We start from the raw sequence: 12,934 nt of genomic DNA on the forward strand, positions 1-12,934 counted from the left end.
GTCTCACTCGGGCCCGCTTGACTGAGACCCATGACAACGAACTTCCTGGTGGTGGGCGGCACCGGCAAGACCGGGCGCCGGGTGGCGGACCGGCTGCGGGAACGCGGCCTGCCGGTGCGGATCACGTCGCGGCGCGGGGCGCCGCCGTTCGACTGGGGCGACCGCGGGACCTGGGCGAAGGCGCTCACCGGCGTCGACGCGGTCTACCTGACCTACTACCCCGATCTGGTGGTGCCGGAGGCGGCGGCCGACATCCGGGCGTTCACCGAGCTCGCGGCGGCGTCCGGCGTGCGGCACCTGGTGCTGCTGTCCGGCCGCGGCGAGGAGGAGGCCGAGGTGTGCGAAGGGATCGTCCGGGCGGCCGGGACCGGCTGGACGATCCTGCGCTGCAGCTGGTTCGCGCAGAACTTCAGCGAGCACTTCCTCCTGGAGGCGGTGCGTGCCGGGGAGATCGTGCTGCCGGCGGGGTCGGTGACCGAGCCGTTCGTCGACGTCCGCGACGTCGCCGAGGTCGCGGTGAAGGTGCTGACCGAGCCCGGGCACACCGGTGAGCTGTACGAGCTGACCGGGCCGCGGCTGCTGAGCTTCGCCGACGCCGCCGCGGCCATTGCGGCCGCCACCGGGCGGGATGTCCGCTATGTTCCGGTTTCGGCCGGGGAGTTCGCCGCCGCGGCGACGAGCCAGGGCGTGCCCGAGGCGGAGGTCGGCGCACTGACCGAGCTGTTCGCGCGGGTGCTGGACGGCCGCAACTCGTCGGTGACGTCCGGGGTGGAGCGGGTGCTGGGCCGTCCGGCGACGGATTTCGCCGCTTTCGCGCGGGACGCCGCCGCGACCGGGATCTGGACGCGGTGAAGGGGAAGGGGAAGCCGATGTCACTGGTGGTGCTGGTGGCCGCGCTGGTCGCGGCGGGGTTGATCGCGGGGTTGTTCTACGCCTACGCCTGTTCGGTCATGCCGGGCCTGGCGCGCGGGGACGACAAGACGTTCGTGGAGGGGATGCGGGGGATCAACATCGCGATCGTCAACCCGGTGTTCCTGCTGACGTTCCTGGGCGCGCCGCTGCTGGCGGGGGTGGCGGTGTTCCTGAACCCGGGGCCGCGGCCGTGGGTGATCGCGGGGTTCGGGTTCCTGGTGGTGATGCTGGTGATCACCGCGGTGGTGAACATCCCGCTGAACAACGCCCTCGACCGCGGCGGTGACGACTACGCGGCGGTGCGGGCGGCCTTCGAGGCGGCGTGGGTGCGCTGGAACATCCTGCGGGCGCTGGTCAGCACGGCCGGTTTCGGCTGCCTGGTCGCGGCCGTGCTGACCGGGCGGGGTTAGTCGGCGAGGCGGAAGAGCAGGTCGGTGACCCACTGCGCGGGGTCGGGGACCTCGCGGGGGCTGGTGCGCAGCACTTCCAGGCGGCAGCCCCATTCCTCGCCGTCCGGGCCGTCGGTGCGGTCCCAGGTGAGGCCGCGGGTGGCGCCCCAGGCGAGGACGGCCTCGGTCGCGGCGGCAAGGCCGTCGGGAGCGCCGACGTAGGTGTCGAGGACGTACCGGCCCGCGGGCAGTTCGCCGCGGAAGGCGGGCTCGGCCGGGATGTGGTCGCCGTCGACGGGGATGCCGGCTTCGACGGTGAACCGCGGGCCGGGGTGCAGCACCCGGTAGCGGAAGAAGGGGGCTCCGGCCGGGGTGAAGCCATCGGCGCCGAGCGCGCCGATGAGCGGTGGCAGCCGGTCGGCGATCCGCGGGAAGTCCGGGATGGCGAGGGTGGCGCGCTCGGCGACGTACCGCTGGGCGGGCCGGTCGATGATGGTGGGCATCAGGCGAAGTCCTCCGGTCCCAGTATCGGGCGGACTTCGATGCTGCCGTAGGTCGCGGCGGGGTGGCGGGCGGCGAGCTCGAGGGCTTCGTCGAGGTCGGCGCAGTCGAGGATGACGAAGCCGCCGATCTGTTCCTTGGCTTCGGTGAACGGCCCGTCGGTGAGCAGGACTTCGCCGTCGCGGACGCGGATCGTGGTCGCTTCGGTCGGCGGGCGCAGGCCACCGCCGCCGCGGACCTTGCCGCGGCGTTCCATGTCCTCGCTCCAGCCGCCGCAGCCGTCGTTGGCGTGTTCTTCGGCCGTTTCGTCGCCGCAGATCATCAGCAGGTACTGCATGTCAGCATCCTTTCAGGACTTCGCGCAGGCGCGCGGCGAAAGCTTCGGCGTCGGTGTCGAACCCGCCGTGGCCGCCCGGGAACTCTTCGGTGCCGACGCCGAGGGCCGCGGCCAGCCCGTGGGCGGCCTGGTGGATCGGTTGCGCGGCGGACTCCACGCCGATGGCGACCACCAGCCGGGCCGGCGTGTCCCGGAGTGCGTCGACGTCGGGCTCGTAGGCGCCGATCGCGGGCATCACGTGGGCGAAGAAGTAGGCGAAGTTGCTTTCCGCGCGGGGGTCGAGCGGTGGGGCGGGGTCGACGCCCACGACCTTCATGAACGCGGCGAAGGCGGCGGCGAGGCCTTCCTCGCGGAACAGGGCGGGGATGTCGGGGCCGTCGAAGGCGGGCAGGTACCGGGTGACCGGTGGTTCGTGCAGCACGACGGTGCGGACGTCGGCGGCGTGGTGCCGCAGGTGTTCGAGCAGGGTGATCGCGCCGCCGCTGCTGGCGAAGACGTCGGCGGGACCGACTTCGGCGAGCAGCCGGTGCACGTCCTCGGCGTGGTCGCGGATCGGGTCCGGGCCCGGGGTGCCGTCGAGGGGGCTGCGGCCCAGGCCGCGCGGGTCGTAGGTGACGACGGTGTGGTCTTCGGCCAGCAGCGGCCGGATGCGGGTGAACACCTGCGCGTCGGCGGGTCCGCCGGGGACCAGCAGCAGCGCCGGGCCGCGGCCGTGGACGTCGTGGGTGATGGTGGTCATGGGTGTTCCTCCGGTGGTCGGGCTTCACCTGCCCGACGATCGGCGTCGCCCGGGACCGACACCAGGTCCGAAATTCTTCGCGTGAGGTAGCTGCGTTCGGCTTCGGTGCCGGCGAGGTCGCGGGCGCGGGCGTACCAGTGGGCGGCGTCGGCGTGGCGGCCGAGGCGGCGGAGGAAGTCGGCTCGGGTGGCCGCCAGCAGGTGGTAGTTCTCCAGTGGCACCGCGTCGAGGAGCTCGAGCCCGGCGGCCGGGCCCTCGGCCATGCCGATCGCGATCGCGCGGTTGAGCTCGACGACGGCGCTGGGGACGTGCTTGCGCAGCTGGTCGTAGAGGCCGGCGATCTGCGGCCAGTCGGTGTCGGCGGCGCGGGCGGCGGTGGCGTGGCAGGCGGCGATGGCGGCCTGGATCTGGTACGGGCCGGGACGTCGGCGGCGCAGCGCGGCCTCCAGGATCGTGGTGCCTTCGGTGATCGCGGTGGTGTCCCAGCGGGTGCGGTCCTGCTCTTCGAGGGGGACGAGGACGCCGTCGTCGTCGACGCGGGTGGCGCGGCGGGCGTGCTGGAGCAGCATCAGGGCGAGCAGGCCGAGGGCTTCGGGTTCGTCGGGCATCAGCCGGGCGAGGAGGCGGGCGAGCCGGAGTGCTTCGGCGGCGAGGTCCGGGCGGAGCAGGTCGGGGCCGGCGCTGGCGGAGTAGCCCTCGTTGAAGGTCAGGTACAGCACGCCGAGCACGGCGTGGGTGCGTTCGGGCAGCAGGTGCGCGGGCGGGACGCGGTAGGGGATGCGGGCGTGGCGGATCTTGCGCTTCACCCGCACGAGCCGCTGGGACATGGTCGCTTCGGGGACGAGGAAGGCGCGGGCGATCTCGGCGGTGGAGAGGCCGGCGAGGGTGCGCAGGGCGAGCGCGACCTGGGCTTCGGTGGCCAGCGCCGGGTGGCAGCAGGTGAAGATGAGCCGGAGCCGGTCGTCGGTGACGCCGCTGTCGTCGGGTTCCGGTGTGTCGGGGACGGGCATGCGGGCGGCCTCCCGGAGCTTGGCGGCGCCGAGAGCGTCGCGGCGGAGCCGGTCGGTGGCGCGGTGGCGGGCGGCGGTGGTCAGCCAGGCGCCGGGCCGGTCGGGGACGCCGTCGCGGGGCCACGTGCGCAGCGCCAGCGCGAAGGCTTCCTGGGCGCATTCCTCGGCCAGGTCCCAGTCGCCGGTGATCCGGATGAGCGTGGCCACGACCTGGCCCCACTCCTCGCGGAACGCCTCGGCGACCGCGGTTTCGACGTCCACCTTCGCTCCTTCCGCCGGTGTCACCCTCCCGACGAACGGCCGGGCGCGAGACCGACAGCGACGGCGTGACAAGCGCCGAACCCTTCGGCACGCGCGACGATCCGGCCGGCTTCGACGCGCACGGCGGCCTCGGTGGCGTCGCTGACGGCGGTGACGCCGGCGGCGGCCGCGAGTTCCCCACCGGCGTCGCAGACCAGCCGAAGCCGGGGCCGATCCGGGGGCGTGATCGCCTGGTCGAGGCAGCCGCGCAGGTCGGCGACGGCGAGGCGGGTCAGCGGGGCGAGCTCACCGGGGTCGCTGGTGACGAGCACGGCGGTGACGTCGGCGCCGGCGCGGACGGCTTCTTCGAACGCGGCGGCGCGGTGCAGGCCCAGCACGGTGACGACGCCGTCGCCGGGCCGGAAGGTTTCGCCGGTCAGCAGGTCGGTCGCCGTCGGCGGGTCCCACGGCTGGTCCGCGGGCCGGGCCGGGGTGGTGATCGGCGGCTCGGCGGGCCAGTCGTCGCTCAGGTCGAGGTCGAGCAGGGCGGTGCAGGCGGTGACGAGGTGGAACGGTTCGCCGAAACCCGGCGCGGCGGCGGCGAGCTGGCTCGCGCCGTGCAGCGTCGTGAGCGCGGCCTCGGCGACCCGCACGAGCCGGCGTCCCGGGCGGGCGCGTTCGAGGGCGAGCCCGAGCAGGACGGCGTCGACCCGCATGAGCTGCGCGAACGGCCGGCGGGTGTGCTCGTCGGCGAGGACCTCCGGGAGCAGGTCGCGGCCGAGCCGGGCTTCGTCGCTGTCGCTGTCGGTGGCCAGCGGGAGCCGGGCGATCCAGGCGCGGGCGAACGCGGCCAGGACGTCGGCCGCGGCCGGGTCCGCGGGCGGGGCGGCGGGGCGGGGGGCGCGTTCGGCGAGGTCTGCCAGGACCGCGAAGTACAGCGCGCGCTTGCCGGGGAAGTTGGAGTAGACCGCCCCGCGGGTGAGTTCGGCGCGTTCGGCGATGACGTCGATCTTTGCCTCGCGGAAGCCGCGGCGGGCGAACTCGTCGCGAGCGGCGGCGAGCACCTTGGCGCGGTTGCGTTCCTGGGTCTGCGCCCTGCTGAGCCTGACCATCGTCCTCCTTGCCGTCGGGTCCGGGAGCAAGATACCGTCACCACTGAGATGATTATAACATCTGATTTCAACATCTGGAGTGGTGGATGACCCCCGAGATCGACCTGACCGACCCGAAGGTGCTCACCGACCCGTTCACCACCTACGACCACGCGCGGGAACTGGGCGCGGTGGCCAAGCTGGTCATCCCCGGGTTCGGCCCGTTCTGGGCCGTGACCCGCTATGCCGAAGCCCGCGCGATGCTGAGCGACCCGCGGTTCGAGGTGAACTCCGGCAGCTTCCTGCGCCCGCCGGGCATCCCCGACCACTGCCTGGCGTACCTGGAGACGATGGCGGAGAAGGACGGCCCGGAGCACCTGCGCCTGCGGCGCCTGGTCGCCCCGGCGTTCACCCCGAAGCGGGCCGCGCAGCTGCGGCCGCGGCTGGCGGCGATCACCGAACGGCTGCTCGACGAGCTGCCCGGCCACGCCGAAGACGGTGTCGTCGACCTGGTGCCGCACTTCGCGCGGCCGCTGCCGATCGACGTCATCTGCGAGCTGGTCGGCATTCCCGGCGCCGACCGGCCGCGCTGGCGCGAGTACGGCGCGGCGGTGGCCGGCGGGCTGGGCCCGGACTTCGCCGCGGCGATCCCGGCGATCATCGAGGGCGCGCGGGAAGCCGTGGCGCGCAGCCGGGTCGAGCCGGGTGACGACCTCATCGGCGACCTGGTGCGCATCCAGGCCGAGGACGGCGACCGGCTCTCCGACACCGAGCTGGTCACCCTGGTCTGGCACCTGGTCCTGGGTGGGCAGACGCCGGTGAACCTGGTCGCCAACGCCGTCGAAGCACTGCTGCGGCACCCGGACCAGCTGGAGCTCCTGCGCGGCGACCCCGGGTTGTGGCCGGGCGCGGTGGAAGAGCTGATGCGCTTCTGCAGTCCGCAGCTGCTGACCACGCCGCGGTTCGCGCGCGAAGACGTCGAGATCGACGGGCAGGTGATCGGCAAGGGCGAGCGGGTGACGGCCGCGATGGTGGCCGCCGACCGTGACCCGCGGGCGTTCGACGATCCCGAACGCTTCGACGTCACCCGCTCCGGGCCGGCGCAGCTGGGTTTTTCGCACGGCCCGCACTTCTGCCTGGGCGCCTCGATCTCGCGGGTGCAGACCGAGGTGGCGTTGTCGTCGCTGTTCGCGCGCTTCCCGGGCCTGGCGCTCACCGAGGACGTGCCGCGGGCACCCGACGGCGGGACCTGGCGTCCGGCGCGGCTACTGCTGGCGCTGTAGGACGAGCGCTTCGATGCCGTCGAGGACACGGGCGAGGCCGAAGCGGAAGGTGTGGGCCGGGTTCTCGGCGGCGTTGTGGGCCTCGCCGGCGGCTTGGCCGACGCGGGAGGAGATCGGGTAGTGCGCCGCGTCGGCGGCCGGGATGCCGGCCAGCACCGGCCCGGCGCGCTCCCACCACTGGGCGTCGGTCATCCCGGTGGCGCGGACCAGGCGGGCGTTGTCGAGCGAGCTGCGCGCGGTGGTGCGGACGAGGCCGGTGACGAGGCTGACGACGGCGTCCATTTCGACATCGCCGAGGCCGATGCCGTCGATCGCGCGCAGCTCCTGCTCGTATTTGGCGAAGCTGTTCGGGCCGAGCGCGGAGCGGCTGGTGGTGACCTGCAGCAGCCAGGGGTGGCGGTGGAACAACGCCCACTGGTCTTCGGCGATGGCGGTCAAAGCCGCGCGCCAGCCGAGCCCCTCGTCGAGGGTGGCCAGCTCGCCGTGGACGTGGTCGATCATCAGGTCCAGCAGCTCGGCCCGGCCCGGGACGTAGGTGTAGAGCGACATGGGGGAGACGCCGAGCTGCTCGGCGACCCGGCGGATGGTGACGGCCTCGATGCCGTCGGCATCGGCCAGCGCCACCGCCGCGCGGACGACGTCGGCGGTGGCCAGCTTGGGTTTCGGGCCGCGGCGTGGGGGTGCCGAGACGCCCCAGAGCAGCTCGATCGCCCGCTTCGGGTCGCCGTCGCCGTTCTCCTGCGTGCGCACGCCGGCCATTCTGCCCACCTGATTTCCGTACAACGTACAGAGTTGTGCTAACCTCTTCTCCGTACACTGTACAGAATTAAGGGGCAGGATGACTCCGCAGATCCACGCCGAGGGACTTCGCAAGCGCTACGGCGACGCGTACGCCCTCGATGGCTTCGATCTCTCCGTCCCGGCCGGCACCCTGTGCGGCCTGCTGGGACCCAACGGCGCGGGCAAGACCACGGCCGTCCGCGTGCTCTCGACGCTGCTGCGGCACGACGGCGGCGTCGCCCGGGTGGCCGGCTTCGACGTCGCCGCCGAACCGGCGAAGGTGCGCGCCTCGATCGGGCTGGTCGGGCAGCAGGCCGCCGTCGACGAGCTCCTCTCCGGACGGCAGAACCTGATCCTGTTCGGGCGGCTGCACCACCTGGGCCGCGCCGAAGCCACCCGCCGCGCCGACGACCTGCTCGAGCGGTTCGACCTGGCCGGCACCGGGTCGAAGCCGGTGTCGGCCTACTCGGGCGGGATGCGGCGGCGCCTCGACCTGGCCGCCTCGCTGCTGGCGGCGCCGCGGGTGCTGTTCCTCGACGAGCCGACGACCGGGCTGGACCCGCGCAGCCGCACCGAGGTCTGGCGGGCGGTGCGGACGCTGGTCGGCGACGGGACGACCGTGCTGCTCACGACGCAGTACCTGGAGGAAGCCGACCGGCTGGCCGACCGGATCAGCCTGGTCGAGCACGGCCGGGTGATCGCCGAAGGCACCCCGGCCGAGCTGAAGGGCTCCCTGGGGGCGACCCGGATCGAGCTGGTGCTCACCGACCCCGACGCCCTCGGCGCGGCGGCCGGGCTGCTCGCCCGGGTCACCGGCGCCGAACCGGTCACCGAGGAGCTTCGGGTGAGCGCGCCGGCCGAGCCGTCGATGCTGACCGACGTCGTGCGTGAGCTGGCGGCGACCGATCTGTCGTTCGCCGACGTGGCGCTGCGGCAGCCGACGCTGGACGAAGTGTTCCTGGAGCTGACGGGGGTGACCCGATGAGGTGGGCGGTCGAAGACGGCTGGACGCTGACCCAGCGCTACCTGGCGCAGCTGGCCCGGCGCCCGGCCCGGCTGGCCGGCGTGGTGGCGTTCCCGATCCTGATGGTGCTGATCTTCGCCTACCTGCTCGGCGGCGGGATGAGCGTGCCCGGCGGCGGCTCCTACCGGGAGTTCCTGATGCCGGGGATGTTCGCGATGACGATGGCCTTCGGGCTGTCGGGGACGATGATCGCGGTGGTGGACGACACCGGCAAGGGCGTCACCGACCGGTTCCGGTCGCTGCCGATGGCGCCGTCGGCGGTGTTCACCGGGCGGGTGGCCGCGGACCTGGTGAACGCGTCGCTCGCGCTGGCGGTGCTTGTCGGCTGCGGGCTGGCCGTCGGCTGGCGCCCGCACGGCAGCGTGGGCGAGACGCTCGCGGCGCTGGGCCTGCTGCTCCTGCTGCGGGTGGCGCTGGTGTGGGTGGGGATCTACCTGGGCCTGCTGACGTCGGACCCGTCGATGGTGACGCTGGCGCAGACGCTGGAGTTCCCGTTCGGGTTCCTCTCCGGCGCGTTCGTGGCGACCTCGACGATGCCGGTGTGGCTGGGAACCGTGGCGGAGTGGAACCCGTTGTCCTCCACGGTGACCGCGGCGCGGGTGCTGTTCGGCAACCCGGGCGCGGCCGGGACGTCCTGGGTGAGCGCGCACGCGGTGCCGATGGCGGTGGTCTGGCCGCTGGTGCTGCTGGCGGTGTTCGTGCCGTTGTCCGTGCGCCGATACAGGAGGCTGGGGAACTGAACGTCCATTTCGAACCGGGCGAACCACCACGGGCGGGACGCCTGGTGGTCGACGGCCGTGAGCTGTCCATTGCGGACGGTCTGCCGGAACTGCTGGCCGGCGCCGACGCCTTCTGGGCGACGGCGGCGCGGGCCGCGCTGCGGCTGGTGGCGGCGGGCCGGCTGCTGCCGGGGGTCACCGCGGGCGGGCACGATGCCTGGCGCGCCGGGCCGCTGGAACCGGCGGAAGCCGCGTGGCTGCGGGACCTGGCGGCGGCGATGCCGCCGGACGAGCGCGCGCCGGGACCGCTGCTGCGGGCGTTCCTCGACGCCGTCGCCGACACGCTGCCCCGCACGCCCGCCGCGGCGAAGGCGGCCGGGACGCGGTTGTTCGCCGCCGCCGCACCGCAGCGCGCGGATTCCCTGCGTGACTGGTCCGACGAGCTGGCCGCGGGGCTGGACTCGGGGATCCGGGTGTCGCTGCGGCTGGAGGCTCCGGACGGGTTCGCCACCGGGCGCTTCCACGCCGTGGTCCAGGTGCACAGCGTGACCGATCCCGGGCAGGTCGCCGACGCGGCGGACCTGTGGGCCACCGGGCGGTTCGGGCCGCGGGCCCGCATCGACACCGTGCTGGCCCTGCGGCGGGGTGCGCAGGTGTGGCCGGCGCTGGGCCCGTTGCTGACCTCGGCGGTGCCGGCCGAGCTGGTGCTCGGCGAGGACGAGGTCACCGAGCTGGTCGCGGCCGCGGCGCCGCGGCTGGCGGCGGCCGGCATCGACGTGCACTGGCCGGCCGAGCTGGCGGGGTCGCTGACCGCGCGGGCCGTCGTCCGCGCCGGCGACACCCCGGGCGACCTGCCGTCGTTCTTCGGCGGCGGGCGCGCGCTGGCGTTCGACTGGCAGCTCGCCCTCGGCGGCGAGGTGCTGACCGAGGCGGAGCTGGACGCGCTCGCCGAGGCCCGCCGCCCGGTGGTGCGGCTGCGTGACCGGTGGGTGCTGGTCGACCCGGCGCTGGCGGCGAAGGCACGCGAGCGGGCGCTGAAGCCGCTGACGCCGGTCGACGCGCTGGGCGCGGTGCTGTCGGGGACCACCGAGGTCGACGGCGAGGTGGTCGAGGTCGTCACCGACGGCTGGCTGGCCCAGCTGCGGGAACGGCTGTCCGCGCCACCGGAACCGCAGGTGCCGCCGGCCGGGCTGGCCGCGGCGTTGCGGGACTACCAGCTGCGGGGCCTGCAGTGGCTGGCCACCGTCACCGGGCTCGGCCTCGGCGGGTGCCTGGCCGACGACATGGGCCTGGGCAAGACGGTCACGCTGATCGCGTTGCACCTGCACCGCGCTTCGGGCCCGACGCTGGTGGTGTGCCCGGCGTCGCTGCTGGGCAACTGGGAACGCGAGATCCGCCGGTTCGCCCCCGGCGTAGCGGTGCGGCGCTTCCACGGCAGCGCCCGGTCACTGGCCGACGTCGAGGACGCCGCCGGGTTCGTCCTCACGACTTACGGCACGCTGCGCACCGATCCCGCGCCGCTGGCCGGGGTGCGGTGGGGGCTGCTGGTGGCCGACGAGGCCCAGCACGTCAAGAACCACCGCTCGGGCACGGCGAAGGCGCTGCGGCTGGTGCCGGCGGCGGCGCGGGTGGCGCTGACCGGGACGCCGGTGGAGAACACGCTCTCGGAGCTGTGGGCGATCCTCGACTGGACCGCGCCCGGCCTGCTGGGGTCGCTCGGCGAGTTCCGGACGCGGTGGGCGAAGCCGATCGAGGCCGGGGACGCGGTGGCGGCCGAGCGGCTTGCGCGGTTGCTGCGGCCGTTCCTGCTGCGGCGGCGCAAGTCCGACCCCGGGATCGCGCCCGAGCTGCCGGCGAAGACCGAGACCGACCGGCCGGTGGCGCTGAGCGCGGAGCAGGTGGCGCTGTACGAGGCGGTCGTGCGGGAGATGATGGCCGAGATCGCCGCGAGCGACGGCATGGCCCGGCGCGGCCGGATCGTCAAGCTGCTGACCGCGCTCAAGCAGATCTGCAACCACCCGGCGCAGTACCTCAAGGAGCCCGGCGGCCGGTCCGGGAAGGTGGAGCTGCTCGACGAGTTGCTGGACACGATCCTCGCCGAAGACGGCGCGGTGCTGGTGTTCACCCAGTACGTCGCCATGGCGCGGCTGCTGGAGAAGCACCTGGCCGGGCGCGGCATCGCGACGCAGCTGCTGCACGGCGGGACACCGGTGCCGCGCCGCGAAGAGATGGTGGCTCGCTTCCAGGACGGCGAGGTGCCGGTGTTCCTGTTGTCTTTGAAGGCGGCGGGCACCGGGCTGAACCTCACGCGCGCCGATCACGTCGTGCACTTCGACCGCTGGTGGAACCCGGCGGTGGAGGACCAGGCCACCGACCGCGCGTACCGGATCGGGCAGACCCGGCCGGTGCAGGTGCACCGGCTCGTCGCCGAGGGCACGGTCGAGGACCGGATCGCGGCGATGCTGCGGGAGAAGCGGGCGCTGGCCGAGGCGGTGCTGGCCGGGGGCGAGGCCGCGTTGACGGAACTGTCGGACACCGAGCTGGCGGAGCTCGTCGAACTGAGGAGCCGCGGATGAGCGACGACCGGGTACGCGGTTTCCCCGCGTTCGGCGCCGGCGGGCGCCTGGCGCGTTCGTGGTGGGGCCGGGCGTGGGTGCGCGCGATGGAGGAGACCGCGCTGGACCTGCGGCAGCTGAAGAAGGGCCGCAAGTACGCGGCGGCGGGGCTGGTCGGGCCGATCACGGTCAGCCCGGGCCGCATCGCGGCGGTGGTCGACGACGCCGACGGCGGCCCGTACCGCACCCAGCTGCGGCTGGCGGAGCTGCCGGAGGCGGACTGGACCCGGTTCCTCGACCGCGTCGCCTCCCGCGCCGGGCACCTGGCGGCCCTGCTGGACCGCGACCTGCCACCGGACCTGGTCGAGGCGGCCGGGGTCGAGCTGCTGCCGGGGATCGGCGACCTCGACCCGGAGTGCGACTGCCCGGGCTGGGAGCTGCCGTGCCGGCACGCGGCGGCGTTGTCGTTCCAGACGTCGTGGCTGCTCGACGCGGACCCGTTCCTGGTGCTGCTGATGCGGGGCAAGGGCGAGCGGGAGATCCGCCTCGAGCTGGAGAGCCGCATCGCGCCGGTGCCCTCGGCCGAGCTGCCGGCGGCGGACCGCGTCCCGGGCGAGCTGCCGGACCTGGCGGAGTTCCATCCCTCAGGTGCCCCGTCGATCCCGGCGGCACCGGGCGTGCCGGCCGAGGCGTTCGCGCTGCTGGCCGCCAACGCGGCCGGGCGGGCGCGAGGACTGCTGGAAGGACGGCCGTTCCCGGCGCGCCGGGTGGACGCGGTCCGCCTGGCCGCGGAGTTCCCCGCGGCGGCCGAGCGGCTGGGCGAGGGGGCGGGCTTCGCGCGGGCGGTCGCGGCGTGGCGGTACGGCGGGCAGGACGGGGTGGAGGTGCTGGAATCGCCGTGGACCCCGCCGAAGGCCGTCGTGGCGGCCGCGCGGGCGGCACTCGGGGACGTGCCGGAGGAGCCGGTGTTCGAGCGCAACCACTGCACGGTCGGCGAGGTCCAGCTGAGGCTGGATCGCACCGGCCGGTGGCACCCGTACCGGCTGGAGGGGGACACGTGGTGGCCGAGCGGCCCGCCGGAGCGCGATCCGGGCCTGCTGGTGGGCTGAGTGACGCGCGGCAAGACCGCGTCCGCCGCAGCGGCCGAGGTCTGGACGGGCGGGCCGGCCGTGGGGCGCAGGCCGGAAATCCGCCAACTTTCCCGGTATCCAGCGCGGTACTCGTTGTCTCCTGTCCCCCGACGGCGGGTTCCGCCGGGCCACTGGGGGTGCGGGGGCGCCGGGGGCGGCCCCCCCCCCCCCCCCCGGTTGCCCCCGGGTGCGGGAGCCCCCGGGCGGAGCAGGGGGGGGGCGGC

Annotated in this window: 13 protein-coding genes; 7 read left to right on the top strand and 6 right to left on the bottom strand. The window is 74.4% G+C overall.

The features are described from left to right. The first annotated feature begins 30 nt into the window (after positions 1-30). Entirely contained in the window at positions 31-852 is an 822-nt protein-coding gene (locus I4Q55_RS37565; protein WP_206795002.1) for an NmrA family NAD(P)-binding protein, read from the top strand. 17 nt (positions 853-869) lie between these two features. Then, positions 870-1,322 (top strand): DUF1772 domain-containing protein, encoded by a 453-nt coding sequence (locus I4Q55_RS37570; protein WP_206795004.1) that lies wholly within the window; start codon positions 870-872, stop codon positions 1,320-1,322. Here I4Q55_RS37570 and I4Q55_RS37575 read toward each other — a convergent pair. From I4Q55_RS37575 to I4Q55_RS37595, 5 genes are read right to left on the bottom strand one after another with little or no spacing between them, the layout of a single operon-like run. Then, positions 1,319-1,804: a GyrI-like domain-containing protein gene (locus I4Q55_RS37575; protein ID WP_206795006.1), complete on the bottom strand. Its 486-nt coding sequence runs from the start codon at positions 1,802-1,804 to the stop codon at positions 1,319-1,321. The genes I4Q55_RS37570 and I4Q55_RS37575 overlap by 4 nt on opposite strands. Beyond that, positions 1,804-2,139 carry a YciI family protein gene (locus I4Q55_RS37580; RefSeq protein ID WP_206795008.1) on the bottom strand — a complete coding sequence of 112 codons (336 nt, stop codon included), beginning with the start codon at positions 2,137-2,139 and terminating at the stop codon, positions 1,804-1,806. Before I4Q55_RS37580 ends, I4Q55_RS37575 begins: the two co-directional genes overlap by 1 nt. Before the next feature lies 1 nt (position 2,140). Beyond that, entirely contained in the window at positions 2,141-2,878 is a 738-nt protein-coding gene (locus I4Q55_RS37585; RefSeq protein WP_206795010.1) for an alpha/beta fold hydrolase, read from the bottom strand. Beyond that, positions 2,875-4,149 carry an RNA polymerase sigma factor gene (locus tag I4Q55_RS37590; protein WP_206795011.1) on the bottom strand — a complete coding sequence of 425 codons (1,275 nt, stop codon included), beginning with the start codon at positions 4,147-4,149 and terminating at the stop codon, positions 2,875-2,877. The genes I4Q55_RS37585 and I4Q55_RS37590 overlap by 4 nt, the downstream gene beginning before the upstream one ends. A 20-nt stretch (positions 4,150-4,169) precedes the next feature. Beyond that, complete coding sequence (locus I4Q55_RS37595) at positions 4,170-5,240, bottom strand: TetR/AcrR family transcriptional regulator (RefSeq protein WP_206795014.1); 1,071 nt, start codon at positions 5,238-5,240, stop codon at positions 4,170-4,172. Positions 5,241-5,326: 86 nt separating this feature from the next. Here I4Q55_RS37595 and I4Q55_RS37600 point away from each other — a divergent pair, with 86 nt between their 5' ends. After that, on the top strand, positions 5,327-6,502 hold the full coding sequence (locus tag I4Q55_RS37600) for a cytochrome P450 (protein WP_206795016.1): 1,176 nt from the start codon (positions 5,327-5,329) through the stop codon (positions 6,500-6,502). On the opposite strand, the gene I4Q55_RS37605 is transcribed toward I4Q55_RS37600, so the two are convergent. Further along, positions 6,485-7,261 (bottom strand): TetR/AcrR family transcriptional regulator, encoded by a 777-nt coding sequence (locus I4Q55_RS37605; RefSeq protein ID WP_206795018.1) that lies wholly within the window; start codon positions 7,259-7,261, stop codon positions 6,485-6,487. The genes I4Q55_RS37600 and I4Q55_RS37605 overlap by 18 nt on opposite strands. A 79-nt stretch (positions 7,262-7,340) precedes the next feature. Here I4Q55_RS37605 and I4Q55_RS37610 point away from each other — a divergent pair, with 79 nt between their 5' ends. The 4 genes from I4Q55_RS37610 to I4Q55_RS37625 are packed head-to-tail and all read left to right on the top strand — an operon-like array spanning position 7,341 to position 12,689. Further along, positions 7,341-8,267, top strand: a complete 927-nt coding sequence (locus tag I4Q55_RS37610; protein WP_206795020.1) for an ATP-binding cassette domain-containing protein — start codon at positions 7,341-7,343, stop codon at positions 8,265-8,267. Beyond that, a complete protein-coding gene (locus I4Q55_RS37615; RefSeq protein ID WP_206795022.1) occupies positions 8,264-9,046 on the top strand; it encodes an ABC transporter permease in 783 nt (260 codons plus the stop codon). Before I4Q55_RS37610 ends, I4Q55_RS37615 begins: the two co-directional genes overlap by 4 nt. A gap of 44 nt (positions 9,047-9,090) precedes the next feature. Next, positions 9,091-11,601 (top strand): DEAD/DEAH box helicase, encoded by a 2,511-nt coding sequence (locus tag I4Q55_RS37620; RefSeq protein ID WP_206795024.1) that lies wholly within the window; start codon positions 9,091-9,093, stop codon positions 11,599-11,601. Further along, a complete protein-coding gene (locus I4Q55_RS37625) occupies positions 11,598-12,689 on the top strand; it encodes an SWIM zinc finger family protein (protein ID WP_206795026.1) in 1,092 nt (363 codons plus the stop codon). The genes I4Q55_RS37620 and I4Q55_RS37625 overlap by 4 nt, the downstream gene beginning before the upstream one ends. Positions 12,690-12,934 lie beyond the last annotated feature (245 nt).

The organism is Amycolatopsis sp. MtRt-6 (genome assembly GCF_017308975.1).
Lineage (GTDB): Bacteria > Actinomycetota > Actinomycetes > Mycobacteriales > Pseudonocardiaceae > Amycolatopsis.